This is a genomic window from Nonomuraea sp. NPDC049152, assembly GCF_040648355.1.
Taxonomy (GTDB): Bacteria; Actinomycetota; Actinomycetes; order Streptosporangiales; family Streptosporangiaceae; genus Nonomuraea.
Window position 1 is genome coordinate 13,566 of the sequence record NZ_JBEZDO010000023.1, and the last position, 19,811, is coordinate 33,376.

The window sequence follows — 19,811 nt, forward strand, 5'->3', positions numbered from 1 at the left end:
AGAACATGAGTGAGCTGCCGGTGGAGACCGGTGACGAGCGGGTCGACGCGGTCGTGGGAGGCCTGGCCGCGACGGGCGCGTTGCCTGTGCGTGATCATGTGGCGGTGTTCGAGGAGGCTTTCTCGGCTCTGGAGGAGGCGCTGGCCTCCGTGGACGACCAGTGAGCCGTCGCGTCAGGCTCGACAGCGAGCTCGTACGGCGCGGCCTGGCCCGATCGCGCGAGCAGGCGGCCCAGCTCATCACCGACGGCAGGGTCAGCGTGGGCGGCCAGGTGGCGGGCAAGCCCGCGACGCAGGTCGACACCGCCTCGGCGATCGTCGTGGCCGAGTCCTCCGACGGTCCCGACTACGTCTCGCGCGGCGCCCACAAGCTGCTCGGCGCGCTCGAAGCCTTCCCCCGGCTCCACGTGGCGGGCCGCAGGGCGCTCGACGCGGGCGCCTCGACGGGCGGGTTCACCGACGTCCTGCTACGCCATGACGTGGGTCACGTGCTGGCCGTCGACGTCGGCTATGGCCAGCTCGCCTGGTCGCTGCGCACCGACGAGCGCGTCACGGTGATGGAGCGCGTCAACGTCCGCGACCTGACGCCCGAGATGGTCGGCGAGGCGCCTTCGCTGATCGTGGGCGACCTGTCGTTCATCTCGCTGCGCCTCGTGCTGCCCGCCCTGGCGAACGTGGCGGCGCGCGAGTCCGACTTCGTGATGCTGGTCAAGCCGCAGTTCGAGGTGGGCAAGGAGCGCGTCGGCGCCGGCGGTGTGGTGCGCGACCCGGCGTTGCGGGCCGGAGCCGTGCGCGATGCCGCGGCCAAGGCGCTGGAGCTGGGGCTGACCGTGCGCGGAGTCACCGCGAGCCCGTTGCCTGGGCCCTCGGGCAATGTCGAGTACCTGCTATGGCTGGGCAAGGGAGAGGGTGAGCCCGCGGTCGAGGATCTCGAGGCCGCGATCGAACGGGCAGTGTCGGAGGGGCCGCAATGAAGCGCACGGTGCTGGTCACCGCCCACACAGGGCGCGAGGCCGCGATCGACAGCGCCCACTTGGTGATCAACAGGTTGCTCGACGCGGGCCTGTCGGTCAGGGTGCTCGAAGCGGAGGCCGAGGACCTCGGCTGCAGCGGCGTCGAGGTGATGCCGTCCGATCCCATCGCCGCCAAGGACGCCGAGATGATGATCGTGCTCGGCGGTGACGGCTCGCTGCTGCGCTCGGCGGAGATCGCCAGGCCCGCGGCCACGCCGCTGTTCGGCGTCAACCTCGGCCACGTCGGCTTCCTGGCCGAGGCCGAGGTCGACGACCTGGCAGCCGCCGTCGACTCGGTGGTGCAGGGCCGCTACGACGTCGAGGAGCGCATGACGCTCGAGGTCACCGCCCGGCAGAACGGGCAGATCATCGCCGACACCTGGGCGCTCAACGAGGCCACCGTCGAAAAGCGCGACCGCATGCTGGAGGTCGTCACCGAGGTCGACGGCCGTCCGCTGTCGCGATGGGGCTGCGACGGGGTGATCTGCGCGACTCCGACCGGTTCGACCGCCTACGCGTTCTCCGCGGGAGGCCCGGTGGTCTGGCCCGAGGTCGAAGCGCTGCTGCTGGTGCCGATCAGCGCGCACGCCCTGTTCGCCAAGCCGCTGGTGGTCTCGCCGCGGTCCACGCTCGCCGTGGAGATCCTGCCCAACACGCCGGGCGGCGTGTTGTGGTGTGACGGCCGCCGCCGCTTCGATCTTCCCTCGGGCACGAGGATCGAGGCTCGCAGATCCACCCATCCGGTACGGCTGGTCCGCCTGCACGGCCTCGAAGAGACCGGCGCGCCGTTCACCGACAGGCTGGTCGCCAAGTTCGAGTTGCCTGTACAGGGCTGGCGCGGAAGGGTGCGTCCCTGAGTCAATGGGGGCGGGAGCGCGTAGGATCGCATGCGCACAGGTGTTCGGCTATGTCGATGGAACGGGAGTGACCAGTGCGACCAAGGGTCGAGGAGGTCCGCATCCAGGGGCTCGGCGTCATCGACGAGGCCGTCCTCGAGCTCTCGCCGGGCTTCAACGTCGTCACGGGCGAGACCGGCGCCGGCAAGACGATGGTCGTGACCGGGCTCGGCCTGCTGTTCGGCGGCAGGGCCGACCCGTCGAGGGTGCGTCCTGGCGCCGACAAGGCCACTGTGGAGGGCACCCTGGTCGTCGAGGCGGGCGGCAGGGTCGCCCAGCAGGTCGAGGACGTCGGCGGTGAGGTCGAGGACGGCGAGCTGATCATCTCCCGCACCGTCTCCGCCGAGGGGCGGTCCAGGGCGTGGCTCGGCGGTCGAACGGTCCCCGTCGGCACGCTCACCTACCTGGCCGACGACCTGGTGGCCGTCCACGGCCAGATGGACCAGCAGCGGCTGCTCCAGCCCGGCAGGCAGCGCGCCGCCCTCGACCGCTACGCGGGCGACGACCTGGTCAAGCCGCTGCGCGCCTACTCCCAGTCCTACAAGCGTCACAAGCAGGTCGGCGCGCTGCTGGAGGAGCTGACCACCAAGGCGAGGGAGCGCGCTCAGGAGGCCGATCTGCTGCGCTTCGGCCTGGAGGAGATCGAGAAGGTCGATCCCAAGCAGGGTGAGGACGTCGAGTTGCGCGCGGAGGAGGAGCGGCTGTCCCACGCGGACGCGCTGCGCGGCGCCGCGACCACCGCGCACACCGCGCTGCTCGGCGACCCGATGGACCCTTCGGGCGGCGCCCGCGACGTCGTCTCGCTCCTGGGGGAGGCGCGCTCGGCCGTCGAGGCCGTACGCGACTTCGACCCGCAGCTGGCCAGCGTGGCCGAACGGCTGGCCGAGGCGGGCTATCTGATCTCCGATGTGGCCACCGACCTGGCCGCCTACGCCGAGTCGATCGAGGCCGACCCCGCCAGGCTGGCCGTGGTGCAGGAGCGCCGCGCCGCGCTGGGCGCGCTGATCAGGAAGTACGCCGTGGACAGTGCGGGTGTGCTGGCATGGGCGCAGGACTCGGCCGCGCGCCTGACCGAGCTCGAAGGCGACGACGACCGCATCGAGGAGCTCACCAGGGAGCACGAGGAGCTGACCAAGCGCCTGACCGAGCTGGCCGCCGAGCTCACCAGGGTCAGGACCGCCGCCGCCGAGCGGTTCGGCGCGGCGGTCACCGAGGAGCTGACCGCGCTGGCGATGCCCCACGCCAGGGTCGTGGTGCAGCTCACCCAGAGCGAGGAGTTCGGCCCCGAGGGCGTCGACGAGGTCGAGCTGCGCATGGCCGCGCACCCCGCCGCGCCGCCGCTGCCGCTGAACAAGGGCGCCTCCGGCGGTGAGCTGAGCCGCGTCATGCTGGCCATCGAGGTGGTCTTCGCCGGCGCCGACCCTGTTCCGACGTTCGTGTTCGACGAGGTCGACGCGGGTGTCGGCGGCAAGGCCGCGGTCGAGATCGGCCGCCGCCTCGCCCGGCTGGCCCGCACGGCTCAGGTGATAGTCGTCACCCATCTGCCGCAGGTGGCCGCCTTCGCCGACCAGCATCTGGTGGTGGAGAAGGCGAGCGACGGCAGCGTGGTACGCAGCGGTGTGGTCACGCTCGACCACGACGGCAGGGTCCGCGAGTTGTCGCGGATGCTGGCCGGATTGGAAGATTCCGAACTGGGCAGAGCACACGCCGAAGAACTCTTGGGAATGGCTGCGGCTGATCGGTGATCCTCCGTGACAAATCTGACACGCCGTGCTGTCCACGACCACCCCGCCCGTTCGCTCTGGCAGGATGGTCTTGATGAAGGTTCCGGCGAACAAGATTCCGGGCCTCCGCGGTAAGAAGGTCAACGACCTTCCTGGTGTCACGGCAGTGGCGAGAATCGACCGCAGGACGAAGAGACTGACAAAGCGTCTCGAGTCCGGTGAAATCGCGATTATCGATCACGTCGATGTTGACCGGGTTAGCGCGGAGGCGCTGGTCGCGTGTGGCGCGGCGGCTGTGGTCGACGTGGCCGCGGGCATCAGCGGCCGCTATCCCAACCTGGGCCCGCAGATCATCGTCGAGTCCGGCGTTCCCTTCGTGGACAACGCCACACCCGAGCTGTTCGAGCGGGTCAGGGACGGCGACGTCGTCAGGATCCACGACGGGGTCGTCTACCTCGACGACGAGGTGGTCGGCAAGGGCGACGTGCAGAACACCGAGACGATCGATGCCGCCATGGCCGAGGCGAGAGCGGGCCTTTCGGTGCAGATCGAGGCCTTCGCCGTCAACACCATGGAGTACGTCAGGGGTGAGGGCAGACTCCTCATCGACGGCGTCGGCGTGCCGGACATCCGCACCGTCATGGAGGATCGGCACGTCCTCATCGTGGTGCGCGGCTACCACTACAAAGACGACATCGCCACGCTCAGGCCGTACATCAGGGAATACCGCCCGGTGCTGGTCGGCGTCGACGGCGGGGCGGACGCGCTGCTGGAGGCGGGCTACCTGCCCGACCTGATCGTCGGCGACTTCGACTCGGTCTCCGCCAAGGCGCTGACCTGCGGTGCCGAGCTGGTCGTCCACGCCTACCGCGACGGCCGCGCGCCGGGTCTCGAACGGGTCCACCAGCTGGGCCGCGACGCGGTGATCTTCCCTGCCACCGGCACCAGCGAGGACATCGCGATGCTGCTGGCCGACGACAAGGGCGCCGAGCTGATCGTGGCGGTCGGCACCCACGCGACGCTGGTCGAGTTCCTCGACAAGGGGCGCTCGGGCATGGCCAGCACCTTCCTGACCAGGCTCAGGGTCGGCAGCAAGCTGATCGACGCCAAGGGCGTCAGCCGCCTGTACCGCAGCCGTATCTCCACTCCGCAGCTGATCCTGCTCGTGATCACAGCCATGATCACCATGGGTGTGGCGATCTTCATGTCGCCCATCGGCCAGACCTGGCTGATCAGCGTGCAAGACGCCTGGAACTCCTTCATCTTCTGGTTGGTCGGACTCTTCTCGTGATCGATTTCCGCTATCACCTCGTCTCCATCGTCGCGATCTTCCTGGCGCTGGCCGTCGGCATCGTGATGGGCACCACCCTGCTGTCCAGCCCGGCGATCGAGTCGGCGCTGCAGAACGCGCAGGACCTGCGGAAGTCGAACAACGACTACCGCGAACAGCTGGGAGCGTTGCAGGCGAGGGAGGAGCGCAACGACGCCTTCGTCTCCGCCGAGATGCCCGCGATCATCCGCGGCCAGCTCACCGGCGAGAGGGTGCTGCTGGTGGCCGCGCCGGGCAGTTCCGGAACGCTGCGCGAGCAGGCCGAGCAGGTGCTGGTCGAGGCCGGCGCCACCATCAGCGGCCAGGTCACGCTGACCGAGAAGTACGTGGAACCTGCCCAGGCCAACTTCGTCGACCAGCTGAGCATCAGCCTCGCCACCGGCGTCACGCTGCCCGGCACCGACCCGCACAAGAACGCGGCGGCGCTGCTGGCCGCCACGCTCCTCACGACCGACGACACGCAGGCGGGCACCGAGAACACCGCCACGCGGGGCGTGCTCGAGGGCTTCGTGGAGGCGAACCTGCTGACGATCGACGGCACGCCCGCCAAACGGGCCACGCTCGCGCTCGTCGTCGCTCCCGATGGGCTCTTCACCGGTGAGAAGGCGCAGGAGCAGACGAGCGCGCTCGTCACGCTGGCCGCAGGGCTCGACGCCGGGGCCCAGGGCGCCGTGCTCGCCGGCACCATGACCTCGACCCAGCCCGGCGGCCTCATCGCCGCCCTGCGCGGCACCAGCGACGCCGCGGCCAAGGTCTCCTCCGTCGACACCCTCGACATGCCCGCCGGCCGCGCCGTCGTCGTCTTCGCGCTGCGCGAGCAGCTCGGCGGGCGCTCGGGCCAGTACGGTCTCGGCGCCGACGCCGCCGAGTTCCAACCGGCCTCGTCCGCCGCCACTCCTGCCCCTTCCACCTCAGGGAGCTGACATGGCTCGTGCTCTGCTCGGTGCCCTCGCGGGCGTCGCTCTCGGCGTCGTCGCCGCCAGGGCCGCCTACGCCGCCCTCACCGCCAAGGCCACGTCCAAGGAGTGGGAGCGCACCAACCACAGGGGCGAGACGCTCACCCTCCTGGAGGGGCCCGCGTTCGTGGCGGGAGCGAGTGGCGCGCTCGCGCTCACCCCAGGTCTCCCCCTCAAGGTACGGCTGGCCGCCGTGCTGGCCGGAGCGGGCAGCGGCGCGCTCGGCGCCTACGACGACCTGTTCGGCGCGACCTCGTCCAAGGGTTTCAAAGGTCACCTGTCGGCCCTGGCCAAGGGCCAGGTGACCAGCGGCGCCATCAAGATCCTCGGCATCGGCGGCACCGGCCTCGCCGCCGCCACCCTGGTCTCGCGCGGCGCGATCGACACGCTCGTCAACGGCGCGACGATCGCGGGCAGCGCCAACCTGGCCAACCTGTTCGACCTGCGGCCTGGCCGCGCCATCAAGGTGGGCCTCGTGGCGGGCGGGCCACTCCTCGCGCTCTCGGTGCTCAAGCGCGACCCGGTGACCGCCGCGCTGGTGGCCGTGCCCCTCGGCGCGGGCGCCGCCCTGCTGCCCGAGGACCTCGGCGAGGAGGCGATGCTCGGCGACGCGGGCGCCAACGCGCTCGGCGCCCTGCTCGGCCTCGCCGCGGTGACCACGCTCGGCAGGCGAGGACGGCTCACGCTGCTCGGCACCGTCGCCGCGCTGACCGCCGCCTCGGAGAAGGTCAGCTTCACCAAGGTCATCGCGGGCAACCCGGTGCTCAACAAGATCGATATGCTCGGCCGCCGCCCGGCATAGCGTTGTCGGTGCGCTCTGCCATGATGGGCCCCTTGAGACCGAAGGGGAGGGGGTAGGCGGTGGCCCGGGGCGTGGCGCGCGCGGCCCTGCTCATCGGCGCGATCACGATCCTCGCCAGGATCACCGGCTTCGCCAAGCAGTACGTGTTCGCCCAGACGGTCGGTGACACCAACACCTGCCTGGGCACTGCCTACATGACCGCCAACCAGATCCCCAACATCGTCTTCGAGATCGTGGTGGGCGGCGCGCTCGCGGGAATGGTCGTCCCCGTCGTCGCCGGCGCTGCGGGCCGCCTCGACGTCGGCAAAATCACCTCGGCGCTGCTCACCTGGGTGCTGGTCGTCCTCGTCCCGCTGGGCGTGCTGACCGCCCTGCTCGCCGGGCCGATCATCGGGCTGTTCCCCGTCCACTCGTGCGGGCAGGCGTTCGGCGCGATCGCCACCCGCATGCTGGTGGTCTTCGCTCCGCAGATCCCCCTGTACGGCCTGGCCGTCGTCCTCTACGGCGTCCTGCAGTCCCACCAACGTTTCGCGGGTCCCGCGGTCGCCCCGCTGGTGTCCAGCATCGTGGTCATCGTGGCCTACCTGCTGTTCGTCCCGCTCAGCGCCGGCCGTACCGCCCTCGACGAGATCCCCTCCGCCGCTGAGCTCGCGCTGTCGGTCGGCACCACCCTCGGCGTGCTTTCGCTCGTCCTCACCGTGATCGGGCCGGCCCTCGGTCTTGGGCTGCGGCTCAGGCCGACGCTGCGTTTCCCCGACGGCGTCGCGGTCAAGGTGCGCAGGCTCGCGATGGCGGGAGTGGCGGCGCTGATCGCCCAGCAGGCCACGATGATCGTGGTGATGCTGCTGTCGAACAACTGGATCGGCGAGCCCGCGCTCCTGATCTACAACTACGCGTGGGCGATCTACCTGGTGCCCTACGCGGTGCTCGCCGTACCCGTCGCGACGAGCGCCTTCCCCGGGCTGTCCGCGCACGCGGCCGACGGGTCGTGGGAGGACTTCGCGGGCCTCGCCGCGCGCACGACGCGGGTGGTGATCCTGATCTCGGGGCTGGCCGCGGGAGCGCTCGCCGCGGCGGCGGGGCCCGGGTCGATCGTCTTCCTCGGCTCGGAGACCGACGTGCCGCCGATCGAGATGGCACGCACGGTGGCGCTCTTCGCGCCAGGCCTGATCGGCTACGGGATGATCGCGCAGCTGAGCAGGGTCCTCTACGCGGAGGGCCGGGGCAGGGCGGCGGCGACGGGCACAGTCGCGGGCTGGCTGGTCGCGATCGCCGCGCAGACGGTGTTCGTGCTCGCGCTGCCCGAAGGCTGGAAGGTCGGCGGCATCGCGCTCGGCATGACGGTCGGCATGACGGCGGGCGGCGCGTGGCTGCTGGTCGCGGTGACGCGAGGACCGGCCCAGCGAGCGACGGCCCCTGGAGAGGGTCGGGCTCGGGCGGCCGGGCCCGACGACGGGGTCGCGCGCGCGTTGCTCGCCGCCGTCGTCGGGGGCGGGATCGGATTCATGGCGGGTTCGGGGGTCGTGACGCTGCTGCCGGCGACCGGTCTGCCCGCCCAGGCGGCGGTGGCCGTCCTGGCCGGGGGCGTCGCGCTGGGCGTCGGCGTGCTCGGAGCGGCCGTGCTCGACAGGCCTGACGCGGCGGCGCTGGCGGCCATGGTGACGCGGCGCCGTCGCGCCGGTACGCGGATGGGTGGTGAGTGATGCGGGTGGCCTTCGTGCTCGGCACGACCTCCGGCGGCACGGGCAGGCACGTCGGGATGCTCGCCGAAGGGCTGCTGCGGCGTGGACACCAGGTCCTGGTCGTCGGCCCGGCAAGCGTCGAGGAGCAGTTCGGCTTTCGCGCGATGGGGGCGGCCTTCGCGGCCGTGCCGATCTCCGATCGGCCGCATCCGCTCAACGACGCCAAGGCGGCGCTGCGGATCAGGCGCCACCTGCGAGGGGCGGACGTCACGCACGCCCACGGGCTGCGGGCGGGGGCGCTGACGGCGCTGGCGGGGGTGAGGGCTCCGCTGGTGGTGACGCTCCACAACGCGCTCACCGCGGGCGGGCTGGTCGGCGCGGTCTACGGGACACTCGAACGGATCGTGGCCAGAAGGGCCGACAGGGTGCTGGTCGTCTCGCCCGACCTCGGTGACAGGATGCGGGCGCTGGGGGCGCGGGAGGTGGCGGCCGCCGTGGTGCCCGCGCCGCCGGTGCGTGCGGCGGCCAGGTCCGAGGCGGCGGTGCGGGAGGAACTGGGGGCGGGTGACCGGCCGCTGGTGCTGACCATCGCCCGGCTGGCCCAGCAGAAGGGCCTGGAAACGCTCCTCGACCTCGCCGCCACCTTCACCCCAGGAGCACCTCCGACCTCGCCGAGCTCCGACGTTCCTGAGGCGGACCTCGTGTCACCGGCCACCGGCGTTTCCGAGGCGGGCCCCTCGTCACCGAGCTCCGGCGTTTCCCGAGCGGGCGCCGCGTCATCGGTCACGGGTGCGTCCGAGGTCACCGCGGCGCGTGATCGCGCGCGGGCCGGGTCCGGTGGTGGTGACGCGGAGCCGCCGTTGTTCGTCGTCGCGGGGGAAGGACCGCTCCGGCAGGCGTTGCAGGCCAGGATCGAGGTGGAGAAGCTGCCCGTCCTCCTGCTCGGCAACAGGGACGACATCCCCAATCTGCTCGCCGCCGCCACTCTCGTGCTGTGGCCGAGCCGCTGGGAGGGCCAGCCGCTCAGCCTGAGCGAAGCCCTCATGGCGGGAAAGCCCGTCGTCGCCACCGAGGTGGGCGGGATCCCCGACCTGATGGGCGGGGCGGGGGTGCTGGTGCCGTACGGGGACCTGGAGGCGATCGGGGCGGCGGTGCGCGAGCTGATCGACGACTCCGGTGCGCGGCGGCGGCTGGCTGACGCCGCCAGGGAAAGGGGAGCACGGCTTCCCGGCGCCGCCGACGCCGTCGAGGCGGCACTGGCCGCCTACCAGCGACGAGCACGCCCGGCGAAGGGATGATTAGGCGGCGCTAACTCGTTCTCCTATACTGCTTGGGTTAGGGAGGGGAGTATCCCTTCGCGACAGCCTCGTCATCACGGTTCGCCCCGCTCCACGGGGCTCCCGGGGCTGCCGGTCCGGCTCTTTGAGTGGGCGGGAGAGACCTCCGGTCGTCTGTCATGCGCACCGGAGGGTTGGTACCACTGTGGCTGTACCTGTGTGGGCTTGGATCGCCGTCATCGGCGGGTTGCTCCTCGTCATCGCCGTAGACCTGTGGATCGTCGACAGGGGCGAGGCGCGGGAGTTCACCATGAAGCAGGCCGGCTTCTGGGTCTCCTTCTACGTCGTCCTGGCGATCATCTTCGGAGTCATTCTCTGGCTCACCAGAGGCGGTGATTCGGCGGGGCAGTTCCTCGCCGGCTACATCACCGAGTACAGCCTGAGTGTCGACAACCTGTTCATCTTCTTCATCATCATGGGCCGCTTCGCCGTTCCCAAGATCTACCAGCACAGGGTGCTCCTCGTCGGCATCCTGATGGCGCTGGTGATGCGCGGCATCTTCATCGCGCTCGGCGCCGCGGCGCTGCAGCGGTTCAGCTGGCTGTTCTACGTCTTCGGCGCCTTCCTCATCTACACGGCGATCAACCTGATCCGCCAGCACGGTCACGACGACGACGATTTCAGCGAGAACGCGCTGCTGCGCTGGGTGCGCAGGGCCTTCCCGACCACGCCCGACTTCGTCGGCCACAAGGTGACCGTCAAGATCGACGGCAAGCGCATGGTCACGCCGATGCTGATCGTCATGGTGGCCATCGGCACCACCGACCTGCTGTTCGCGCTCGACTCGATCCCCGCCATCTTCGGGCTCACGCAGGATGCCTTCATCGTCTTCACCGCCAACGCGTTCGCCCTGATGGGCCTGCGTCAGCTGTACTTCCTCCTCGGCGGCCTGCTGCAGCGATTGATCTACATCAGCTACGGTTTGGCGTTCATCCTTGGCTTCATCGGGGTTAAGCTGATTCTTGAGGCCCTGCATGCCAGCGAGGTCTCGTGGGCGCCAGAAGTGCCCATCTGGGTGTCCCTGACCGTGATCGGCATCACGATGGTCGTCACCACCGTGGCCAGTCTGCTGAAGTCCCGCAGCGACGCTCGGAAGGGGAAGGAAATTCCCACCTCCGCGAGCGCGAACGAGGGCTAGCGCGACGGTGGTCCAGGCGCTTTGCTTCGTACAACAGTTGCGAATTCTGTAACATCTCGACAAAGCGCCCGTCCGTAGTCACCATCAAAGGTTGTCAGTGTCAGACGATTCCGCAAGTCGCCAGCAGAGCCGCCGCGTACGGCTGGCCCGTGGCGTCTCTCCTTGGCTCTTCCCGACCGTGGCCGCCGCGGCGGCCACGACGTTCCTCAGCCGCCGTGACCGGCGCTGGGGCCTCGCGGCCGTGCCGCTGACCGCGCTCACCGGCGCCATGCTCTGGTTCTTCCGCGACCCGGACCGCGAGCCGGGGGAGGGCGCGATCCTCTCGCCGGCCGACGGCGTCGTGCAGAGCATCGACCCGTGGCCGGACGGCCGCACCCGGGTGGCGATCTTCATGAGCCCCCTGAACGTGCACGTCAACCGGGCACCCCTTGCGGGAACAGTCACCTCCGTGCAGCATGTGGCGGGTGGGTTCCTGCCGGCTTTCAACAAGGACAGCGACCAGAACGAGCGCGTGGTGTGGCATTTCGAGACCGCGCTCGGCGACATCGAGATGGTGCAGATCGCGGGCGCGGTGGCGCGCAGGATCGTGCCGTACATGACCTCCGGCGTCAAAGTCTCGCAGACCGAGCGCATCGGGCTCATCAGGTTCGGTTCGCGAGTGGACATCTACCTTCCCGAAGGGATCTCGCCCGCGGTGAGCGTGGGCGAGAAGACGGTGGCGGGGGTGACTCGAATTGACCGCGGCTGAGGCTGGCGGCTGGCAAGCCGAGGAGGAGGAGCCGCGCGGTCCCGTTGGCAAGGCCTTCAGGCTGTCGGCGGCCGACTCCCTGTCCCTGGGCAACGCGCTGTGCGGCTTCCTGGCCGTCTGCGTGCTCGCCTCGTCGGCGATCCAGGCACTGAAGGCGGGCGCCGGCTTCGTGCCCGACCCGCGCTACTTCGCCACCGCCGTGGTGCTGCTGCTGATCGGCGCCACCTGCGACCTGTTCGACGGCCTGGTCGCGCGGCGCTTCCGCGCCTCCGCGATGGGCGCCGAGCTCGACAACCTCGCCGACGTGATCAGCTTCGGCTTCGCGCCCGCCTTCATGGTGGTGATCTGGGGCGGCTTCACCGGCAAGCTCCCGCTCACGGCCGTGATCGTGGCGGCGGCGTCCGTGCTCATCGCCGGATGCGTACGGCTGGCCCGCTTCGCCTGCGTCAAGACCAAGAGCGGCGACTTCATGGGCCTGCCCATCCCGATGGGCGCGATGACGGTCGTCTCGATCGTGCTGCTGTTCCAGCCCAACTGGTTCTCGCTGGCCGCGGTGCTCGGCGTCGCCTGGCTGATGGTCAGCCGCATCGAGTACCCCAAGCCCAAGGGCCAGCTGGCCGCCGTGGTGCTCGCCTGGATCCTGATCAACGTGGCCTGCCTCACCGCGTGGGCCGCATGGCCGCAGGGTGGCGACACGCTCATCCAGGTCGGCGCCACCATGCAGATCACGCTGGTCGCCGCGATCCCGCTGCGGGTGCTGTTCTTCAAGCGCGAGCAGCGCAAGGAGCGCAAGGAATCCACCCGCGTGGGCGACTGATCAAGGCTTTCCCCTCCTGCGGGTGGGCTCGCCGGGGTTTCAATGGAACCATGCGCGAGCACACCCGCACCTATTTTCTCGGCCAGCTGGCCAGGGAGCTGGAGCTTCGAGGTCTGGCGACGAGCCTGCGCTCCGAACCGCCTTCACTCCGGGTGGGCGGCGAGCAGGGCTCGGGCCTGCTGACGGAGACCGTCGACTGCGTCGCGCTGGCGGACGGCTGGTTCTACCGGTGGTCGTGGGGCGAGGTGCTGGCCAGCACGGCCGACCCCGCGGCGGCTGCCGAGAAGGTGGCCCGCATCCTGTCGGCCTCCGAGGGTCCGTGACCGGTCCGCGTCCTGTCCACCTGCAGGCTCCGTGCCGACCTGCGGTGAGCACGGGTACGGCAGGCGGGCCGCCCGCCGTACCGGGGGAGTCTCACCAGCCGCGGGCCTTCCACTCCGGCAGCGAGGGACGCTCGGCGCCGAGCGTGGTGTCCTTGCCGTGGCCCGGGTACACCCACGTCTCGTCGGGCAGCCGGTCGAAGACACGCTCCACGACGTCGGAGTAGAGCTGCTCGAACCGCTCGGGGTCCTTCCACGTGTTGCCCACGCCGCCAGGGAACAGCGAGTCGCCGGTGAACAGGTGCTGCTCGCCGTCGCCGCCGTCGTACAGCAGCGCGATCGAGCCGGGCGTGTGGCCCCGCAGATGGATCACTTCCAGCGTGACCACGCCCACGGTGACGCTGTCGCCGTGCTCCACCAGCCGGTCGACGGGGACCGGCAGCGCGTCCGCGTCGAGCGGGTGGGCGACCGTCGTCGCGCCGGTCGCCTTGACCACCTGCTCCAACGCCTGCCAGTGGTCGCCGTGCTGGTGCGTGGTGACGACCGTGGCGATCGGCTGGTCCGACGTCAGCGCCAGGATCCTGTCGGCGTCGGCCGCCGCGTCGATGAGCAGCCCCTCGCCGGTCTCGGCGCAGCGCAGCAGGTAGGCGTTGTTGTCGAACGGGCCCACGGCGAGCTTGGTGATGGTCAGCTTGGGCAGCTCCCGGACGTCGGCGGGGCCGCCGACCTGGACATCGCCGGTGTAGGTCATGGGCTCTCCTCTGGATAGGTGTCAGGAGGCGCCGAGGGGAGGTCCGCCGGAGCGGGCATGCTCAGCCACGGTGGCGGTGGAGGTACCTCCTCGGATGCGGCGCCCGGCTCCTCTCGCACCACCCTAATCCCCTGGCCAGCCGACCGCCCGGTCAGCCAGGCAAGCACCCCACGGGCCTCACCTCGCACCACCGGTCCCTTCCCCAGCCCGCTCCACTCATCCACGGGGTCGGTGAAAACGATGCCGCCGACCGTGCTCTTGCCGTACGGCCAGCAGGCCAGGCAGTCGTGCAGCTCCCTGCGCACGAACGCGCCGGGCCAGTCGGCGGGGGTGTATCCCGCGCCCAGGTCCACATGGTGGAGCTCCAGCTCCCGCACGCGCCGTACCAGGACATACCAAGCGGGGTGCGGTGGTGGCCTGAGCGCGGACACCGGCGCCGACCAGGCCCGCTCGGGCAGCCCCTCGACGGCGGCGGCCAGCCGCGCGGCGCTGTCGGCCAGGTCCGCGCGCTGCTCGGCGGCTGAGCGCGCGGCTCCCGCCTCGATGCCGGCCGCCCGACTGCCGGGGTCGGGATACTGGGGCGTCTCGATGCCCGTCCTGGCCCAGCTCAGCAGGTTGCCGAGGCTGTCGGCGTTACGGGCGACGTGGGTGATGACATGGCCTCTGCTCCAGCCGGGCAGCAGGGATGGCGCGGCGACGTCGGCGTCGCCGAGCCCGGCCACCGTGGCGATGAAGCGGTCGGTGGCGGCGGCGATCTCGGCGCGCAGCGTGGTGAGAACCGTCATGCGGGCATAATGCCGCAGTTCACGTGGTTGAACTTCCAAGGACCGGTACCGGCTCGGGAGAAAGCCGTACCCTGGTGAGGGAAGTTTCCGACGGGGCGCCAGCGGACCCCCGAAATTGTCGTACCCTCCCTCTACCATCCCCCGTGGACCTATCAACACCTTCGACGTCGGGATCACCGTGGCAGACCGTTTGATCGTGCGTGGCGCACGAGAACACAACCTCAAGGACGTCTCGCTCGACCTTCCGCGAGACTCCCTGATCGTCTTCACCGGGCTCTCCGGTTCGGGCAAGTCGAGCCTGGCCTTCGACACGATCTTCGCCGAGGGTCAGCGCCGCTACGTCGAGTCCCTGTCGTCCTACGCCCGCCAGTTCCTCGGCCAGATGGACAAGCCCGACGTCGACTTCATCGAGGGCCTTTCTCCCGCGGTCTCCATCGACCAGAAGTCGACCAGCCGCAACCCCCGCTCGACGGTCGGCACGATCACCGAGGTCTACGACTACCTGCGACTGCTGTGGGCGCGCATCGGCAAGCCCCACTGCCCCGCCTGCGCCCGCCCCATCGCCAGGCAGACGCCGCAGCAGATCGTCGACAGGGTGATGGAGCTGGAGGAGGGCACCCGCTTCCAGGTGCTCGCCCCGGTCATCAGGGGCCGCAAGGGCGAGTACGCCGAGCTGTTCCGCGAGCTGCAGACCAAGGGCTACGCCAGGGCGAGGGTCGACGGCACGGTGATCCGCCTGGAGGAGCCGCCGACGCTGAAGAAGTACGAGAAGCACGACATCGAGGTCATCGTCGACCGGCTGTCGGTGAAGGAGTCCTCGCGCAGGCGGCTGACCGACTCGGTGGAGACCGCGCTGCAGCTGTCCGGCGGCACGATCACGCTGGAGTTCGTCGATCTGCCCGAGAGCGACCCCGGCCGCGAGCGCTTCTACTCCGAGCACCTCTACTGCCCCTACGACGACCTGTCGTTCGAGGAGCTCGAGCCGCGTTCGTTCTCCTTCAACTCGCCCTTCGGCGCCTGCCCCGAGTGCACGGGCCTCGGCACGAAGATGGAGGTCGACCCCGACCTCGTCGTGCCCGACCCGGAGAAGACCCTCGGCGACGGCGCGCTCAACCCGTGGGCGGGCGGCCACACCAGCGAATACTTCATCCGCCTCATCGAGGCGCTCGGCCTGGCCATGGGCTTCAACCTCGACACCCCGTGGGAGCGGCTGCCGAAGAAGGCGCAGAAGTCGCTGCTCTACGGCCACGACGAGCAGGTCCACGTCCGCTACAGCAACAGGTACGGCAGGCAGCGCGCCTACTACACCACCTACGAGGGCGTCATCCCCTGGGTGCAGCGCAGGCACGCCGAGGCCGAGAGCGACTCCTCGCGCGAGCGCTTCGAGGGCTACATGCGCGAGATCCCGTGCCCGACCTGCGCGGGCGCCAGGCTCAAGCCGGTATCGCTGGCCGTCACGGTCGCCGACAAGTCCATCGCCGAGGTGTCGGGCATGTCGATCGGCGAGTGCGCCAAGTTCCTCGCCGCGCTGAAGCTGTCCGAGCGCGACATGCAGATCGCCGAGCGGGTGGTCAAGGAGATCAACGCCCGCATGGGCTTCCTGCTCGACGTCGGTCTCGACTACCTCACCATGGACCGCGCCGCCGGCACGCTCGCGGGTGGCGAGGCGCAGCGCATCCGCCTGGCCACGCAGATCGGCTCGGGTCTGGTCGGCGTGCTCTACGTCCTCGACGAGCCGTCCATCGGCCTGCACCAGCGCGACAACATGAGGCTGCTCGACACCCTCATCAGGCTGCGCGACATGGGCAACACGCTGATCGTCGTCGAGCACGACGAGGACACCATCGCCGCCGCCGACTGGGTGGTCGACATCGGTCCTGGCGCGGGCGAGCACGGCGGCCAGGTCGTCGTCTCGGGCACCGTACAGGACCTCCTCGACAGCGAGGAGTCGATGACGGGCGCCTACCTGTCGGGCCGCAGGGCGATCGCCGTTCCCGCCAAGCGCCGCAAGCGCGACAAGAAGCGGCAGCTCACGGTGAAGGGCGCGCGCGAGCACAACCTGAAGGGCGTCGACATCGACTTCCCCCTCAGCGTGTTCACCGCCGTCACCGGAGTGTCGGGTTCGGGCAAGTCGACCCTGGTCAACGACATCCTCTACAACGCCCTGGCCAAGGAGCTCAACGGCGCCCGCACGGTGCCGGGGCGCCACTCCAGGGTCAACGGCATGGACCAGGTCGACAAGGTCGTCCACGTCGACCAGTCGCCGATCGGCCGCACCCCGCGCTCCAACCCCGCGACCTACACCGGCGTCTTCGACCACGTCCGCAAGCTGTTCGCGGCGACCACCGAGGCCAAGGTGCGCGGCTACCAGCCCGGCCGCTTCAGCTTCAACGTCAAGGGCGGCCGCTGCGAGGCGTGCGCGGGCGACGGCACCATCAAGATCGAGATGAACTTCCTGCCGGACGTCTATGTCCCCTGCGAGGTCTGCCACGGCGCCCGCTACAACAGGGAGACGCTGGAGGTCCACTACAAGGGCAAGACCATCTCCGAAGTCCTCGACATGCCGATCGAGGAGGCGCTGTCCTTCTTCGAGGCGATCCCCGCGATCAGGCGGCACCTGCAGACGCTCAACGACGTCGGTCTCGGCTACGTCAGGCTCGGGCAGCCGGCCACCACGCTGTCGGGCGGCGAGGCGCAGCGCGTCAAACTCGCCTCCGAACTGCAGCGACGCCAGACGGGCCGCACGATCTACGTGCTCGACGAGCCGACCACCGGTCTGCACTTCGAGGACATCAGGCGGCTGCTCGGCGTGCTCGGGCGGCTGGTCGACGGCGGCAACACGGTGATCGTGATCGAGCACAACCTCGACGTGATCAAGACCGCCGACTGGGTCATCGACATGGGTCCCGAGGGCGGCTCCCGTGGCGGCACGCTGGTCGCGGCGGGCACCCCCGAGGAGGTGGCCCTCGTGGACGAGAGTCACACGGGCCGCTTCCTGCGGAAGATCCTCTCGGTCTGAACGGTCACCGGTGGAGGCGGCGCGTTGCGCGCCGCCCCTACCGACTTCAACGTGCGCGAACCCGGGCCCGATCCCTGGCCACGTCGCCGCGCTGCAGCCACCACTCGGCGACCAGCAGCGGGATCGTCCACCCCAGCCACGTGCTCAGGCCCGCGACCGTCTGCATGAGCTGCTGCTCGCCGCCCGCGGGGGTCGAAGGGGCCAGCAGCACCATCGCGACCACGCCCCAGATCCGGTTCGTGATGATCGACATGGTCAGGGCGAAGCTGCGGACCATCCAGCGGCGGTGCTCGGCGAACCTGCGCTGCCTGGCCATCCGCCATCCGGTGATCGTGCAGGCCATCCACAGCGGCGCCATGAGCAGGGAACTGGCCATCGCCACGGGCCCGAACGGCGTGACCCACGCCAGTACCAGCGCGAGCACGCCCGCGGGCAACTGGATGAGCACGTACACGCGGCCGACGACGCGGTGCGCCCGCCGGTGACGCTGCCTGAACCAGGGCCATACCTGCAGGCAGCAGGCCAGCATCGCGATCGAGCCCAGCACCACGTGCACGGACAGCACGGCGTAGTACCACGGGTACGGCGGGGGCACCCGCGACTGCGCCGGATCGAGCGAGACGTACGGCGGCAGCGAGAACGCGACGAACGCGATGGCCACGACGGCGAGCGGAGCCACCCACGGCCGCCGCCACCAGCGCGGGCGGGAGGCACGCTCTCTACGGACGGGAGGAGCGGTTGTGGTCGTCATGCCCCTCACCATCCGCGCCCCCGCTGACCGCCGGAGCACCGTCCGCTGACCGTCGGCCGCCGCATGGGGCCGGATGCGGGACCGACGGGTGGTCTCAATAAGCTGAAGAGCAGGTAAAGGCCCGGCCTGACATGGGCGTCGGGGGACGGTGGAGGGGCGACATGGCAGGCGAGGAGCGGGGCCGCGGCATGCCCGGGATCGGGCGGCGCGAGATGCTGGGCGCGACGGGCGTGGCCGTGTGCGGGGTCGCGCTGGCGGGGTGCGGCGGGTCGGAGGGGTCCGCGAAGGCGGCGGTGCCGCCGGGCATCAAGGGCAAGGTCATCGCGCAGAAGGCCGATGTGCCCGTGGGCGGCGGCAAGGTCATCCAGGAGTGGAAGATCGTGATCACCCAGCCCACGTCGGGAGTGTTCAAGGCGTTCACCGCCAAGTGCCCGCACCGCGGCTGCGCCGTGGGACGCCCCCAGGACGGGGTCATGACCTGCCCGTGCCATGGCAGCGAGTTCGCCGCCGACTCGGGAAAGTGCCTGAAGGGCCCCGCGCAGGGCTCGCTGGCGGAGTTCCCTCTCAAGGTCGAGGGCGACGGCATCATCATTTTGTAAGGTGAAACGGTAAATGTGCATGGACCCCCGAGGCCGCCACGGGAGAGGCTGAACCGGTGCGGCTGCGCCGGCCGTAACTGAGAGAGACAGCGATCCTGGGAGGGTGACCATGGCAGAGACGACACGTCGCGCGGTGATGCTGGGGGCCGGGGGTGCGGGCCTGGGGGCGTTGCTCACCGCGTGCGCGAGCTACGGCCAGCCCGCCGGGGACACGGCGGCCGAGCCCGCGGCGAGCGGCTCCGGCGAGGCGAAGCCCGCCGAGTCGGAGTCGGCGCAGCCGAAGTCCAAGAAGGCCGGTGGTGGCGAACTGGCGAGCACGGCCGACATCCCCGAGGGCGGCGGCAAGGTCTTCGCGAACAAGAAGGTCGTGGTGACGCAGCCCACGGCGGGTGAGTTCAAGTGCTTCACGGCTGTGTGCACCCACCAGGGATGCACGGTCGCCAGCGTCTCGAACGGCACGATCAACTGCCCGTGCCACGGCAGCAAGTTCAACATCGCCGACGGTTCCGTCGCCAACGGTCCCGCGGCCAAGCCGCTGGCCGAGAAGGAGATCACCGTCGAGGGCGACTCGATTTCGTTGGCATAGAGCTCGTTCTTTCACATTTTTCTCAGCAGTCTGCGGTTGGTTTGACCGCATGGCAGAAGATCTTCAGAGCCGCAGGACCGTCATCGCCGGCGTGGGAGCGGGTGGCCTCACCATGGTGCTCGCCGCGTGCGGTGGCGATGGCGGCGCGACCAGTGCGGCGCCCCAGGCGCAGGAAAGCTCGGCGGCACCGTCCGCGTCGGCCTCGGCATCCGCCTCGACCGGCTCGGGCGGCGGCGCCCTCACGACCGCGGCCGACGTCCCCGTCGGAGGCGGGACGATCTTCAAGGAGCAGAAGGTCGTCGTGACCCAGCCGGCGGCCGGGCAGTTCAAGTGCTTCAGCGCGATCTGCACCCACAAGGGCTGTCCTGTGGCGTCGGTCGGCGACGGGACGATCGACTGCCCGTGTCACGGGAGCAAGTTCAGCATCGAGGACGGGTCGGTCAAGGGCGGCCCCGCGACCGCGCCGCTGGCCGAGGTGCCGATCAAGGTCGACGGAGACTCGATCACGCTGGCGTGAGGTGTCGCCCCGCCGTACCCGAGGGCCTTCGGGTACGGCGG

General features: G+C 70.3%; 20 protein-coding genes. 17 read left to right on the forward strand and 3 right to left on the reverse strand.

Annotated features, from left to right (window positions below):
* The first annotated feature begins 5 nt into the window (after positions 1–5).
* The 13 genes from AB0B45_RS34060 (at position 6) to AB0B45_RS34120 (ending at position 12,765) form a co-directional block, all read left to right on the forward strand.
* The gene (locus AB0B45_RS34060; RefSeq protein WP_358138955.1) at positions 6–164 is read left to right on the forward strand and encodes a hypothetical protein; all 159 of its coding nucleotides are present in this window, start codon (positions 6–8) and stop codon (positions 162–164) included.
* Complete coding sequence (locus AB0B45_RS34065; RefSeq protein WP_358138957.1) at positions 161–973, forward strand: TlyA family RNA methyltransferase; 813 nt, start codon at positions 161–163, stop codon at positions 971–973. The genes AB0B45_RS34060 and AB0B45_RS34065 overlap by 4 nt, the downstream gene beginning before the upstream one ends.
* Positions 970–1,869 carry an NAD kinase gene (locus tag AB0B45_RS34070; protein ID WP_358138959.1) on the forward strand — a complete coding sequence of 300 codons (900 nt, stop codon included), beginning with the start codon at positions 970–972 and terminating at the stop codon, positions 1,867–1,869. The genes AB0B45_RS34065 and AB0B45_RS34070 overlap by 4 nt, the downstream gene beginning before the upstream one ends.
* A gap of 74 nt (positions 1,870–1,943) precedes the next feature.
* The gene (recN, locus tag AB0B45_RS34075; RefSeq protein WP_358138960.1) at positions 1,944–3,653 is read left to right on the forward strand and encodes a DNA repair protein RecN; all 1,710 of its coding nucleotides are present in this window, start codon (positions 1,944–1,946) and stop codon (positions 3,651–3,653) included.
* Positions 3,654–3,726: 73 nt separating this feature from the next.
* A complete protein-coding gene (gene steA, locus AB0B45_RS34080) occupies positions 3,727–4,923 on the forward strand; it encodes a putative cytokinetic ring protein SteA (RefSeq protein ID WP_358138961.1) in 1,197 nt (398 codons plus the stop codon).
* Positions 4,920–5,885, forward strand: a complete 966-nt coding sequence (locus tag AB0B45_RS34085; RefSeq protein WP_358138963.1) for a copper transporter — start codon at positions 4,920–4,922, stop codon at positions 5,883–5,885. Before steA ends, AB0B45_RS34085 begins: the two co-directional genes overlap by 4 nt.
* Position 5,886: 1 nt before the next feature.
* Complete coding sequence (locus AB0B45_RS34090; RefSeq protein ID WP_358138965.1) at positions 5,887–6,720, forward strand: hypothetical protein; 834 nt, start codon at positions 5,887–5,889, stop codon at positions 6,718–6,720.
* A gap of 59 nt (positions 6,721–6,779) precedes the next feature.
* On the forward strand, positions 6,780–8,423 hold the full coding sequence (locus tag AB0B45_RS34095; protein WP_358138967.1) for a lipid II flippase MurJ: 1,644 nt from the start codon (positions 6,780–6,782) through the stop codon (positions 8,421–8,423).
* A complete protein-coding gene (locus tag AB0B45_RS34100; protein ID WP_358138969.1) occupies positions 8,423–9,700 on the forward strand; it encodes a glycosyltransferase family 4 protein in 1,278 nt (425 codons plus the stop codon). The genes AB0B45_RS34095 and AB0B45_RS34100 overlap by 1 nt, the downstream gene beginning before the upstream one ends.
* 184 nt (positions 9,701–9,884) lie before the next feature.
* Positions 9,885–10,877: a TerC family protein gene (locus tag AB0B45_RS34105; RefSeq protein WP_358138971.1), complete on the forward strand. Its 993-nt coding sequence runs from the start codon at positions 9,885–9,887 to the stop codon at positions 10,875–10,877.
* Between the two features lie 97 nt (positions 10,878–10,974).
* Positions 10,975–11,625, forward strand: coding sequence for a phosphatidylserine decarboxylase (locus AB0B45_RS34110; protein ID WP_358138973.1), 651 nt, complete (start codon positions 10,975–10,977; stop codon positions 11,623–11,625).
* Positions 11,612–12,442 carry a CDP-diacylglycerol--serine O-phosphatidyltransferase gene (pssA, locus tag AB0B45_RS34115; RefSeq protein WP_358138975.1) on the forward strand — a complete coding sequence of 277 codons (831 nt, stop codon included), beginning with the start codon at positions 11,612–11,614 and terminating at the stop codon, positions 12,440–12,442. The genes AB0B45_RS34110 and pssA overlap by 14 nt, the downstream gene beginning before the upstream one ends.
* 50 nt (positions 12,443–12,492) lie before the next feature.
* Positions 12,493–12,765, forward strand: coding sequence for a hypothetical protein (locus tag AB0B45_RS34120; RefSeq protein ID WP_358138977.1), 273 nt, complete (start codon positions 12,493–12,495; stop codon positions 12,763–12,765).
* A 91-nt stretch (positions 12,766–12,856) separates the two neighbouring features.
* Here AB0B45_RS34120 and AB0B45_RS34125 read toward each other — a convergent pair whose 3' ends face one another.
* A complete protein-coding gene (locus AB0B45_RS34125; protein ID WP_358138979.1) occupies positions 12,857–13,513 on the reverse strand; it encodes an MBL fold metallo-hydrolase in 657 nt (218 codons plus the stop codon).
* A complete protein-coding gene (locus AB0B45_RS34130; RefSeq protein ID WP_358138981.1) occupies positions 13,510–14,298 on the reverse strand; it encodes a maleylpyruvate isomerase family mycothiol-dependent enzyme in 789 nt (262 codons plus the stop codon). The genes AB0B45_RS34125 and AB0B45_RS34130 overlap by 4 nt, the downstream gene beginning before the upstream one ends.
* Before the next feature lie 178 nt (positions 14,299–14,476).
* Between AB0B45_RS34130 and uvrA the strand changes: the two genes are divergently transcribed.
* Positions 14,477–17,317 (forward strand): excinuclease ABC subunit UvrA, encoded by a 2,841-nt coding sequence (uvrA, locus tag AB0B45_RS34135; RefSeq protein WP_358138983.1) that lies wholly within the window; start codon positions 14,477–14,479, stop codon positions 17,315–17,317.
* Positions 17,318–17,363: 46 nt separating this feature from the next.
* Here the strand turns inward: uvrA and AB0B45_RS34140 are convergent, their stop codons facing one another.
* The gene (locus tag AB0B45_RS34140) at positions 17,364–18,068 is read right to left on the reverse strand and encodes a DUF2306 domain-containing protein (protein WP_358138985.1); all 705 of its coding nucleotides are present in this window, start codon (positions 18,066–18,068) and stop codon (positions 17,364–17,366) included.
* Positions 18,069–18,229: 161 nt separating this feature from the next.
* On the opposite strand from AB0B45_RS34140, the gene AB0B45_RS34145 reads away from it, so the two are divergent.
* The 3 genes from AB0B45_RS34145 to AB0B45_RS34155 all read left to right on the forward strand — a co-directional run bounded on the left by AB0B45_RS34145 (position 18,230) and on the right by AB0B45_RS34155 (position 19,770).
* Positions 18,230–18,667 (forward strand): Rieske (2Fe-2S) protein, encoded by a 438-nt coding sequence (locus tag AB0B45_RS34145; RefSeq protein WP_358138987.1) that lies wholly within the window; start codon positions 18,230–18,232, stop codon positions 18,665–18,667.
* A gap of 109 nt (positions 18,668–18,776) precedes the next feature.
* Positions 18,777–19,253: a Rieske (2Fe-2S) protein gene (locus tag AB0B45_RS34150; RefSeq protein WP_358138989.1), complete on the forward strand. Its 477-nt coding sequence runs from the start codon at positions 18,777–18,779 to the stop codon at positions 19,251–19,253.
* A gap of 49 nt (positions 19,254–19,302) precedes the next feature.
* Positions 19,303–19,770, forward strand: a complete 468-nt coding sequence (locus AB0B45_RS34155; protein ID WP_358138991.1) for a Rieske (2Fe-2S) protein — start codon at positions 19,303–19,305, stop codon at positions 19,768–19,770.
* Positions 19,771–19,811 lie beyond the last annotated feature (41 nt).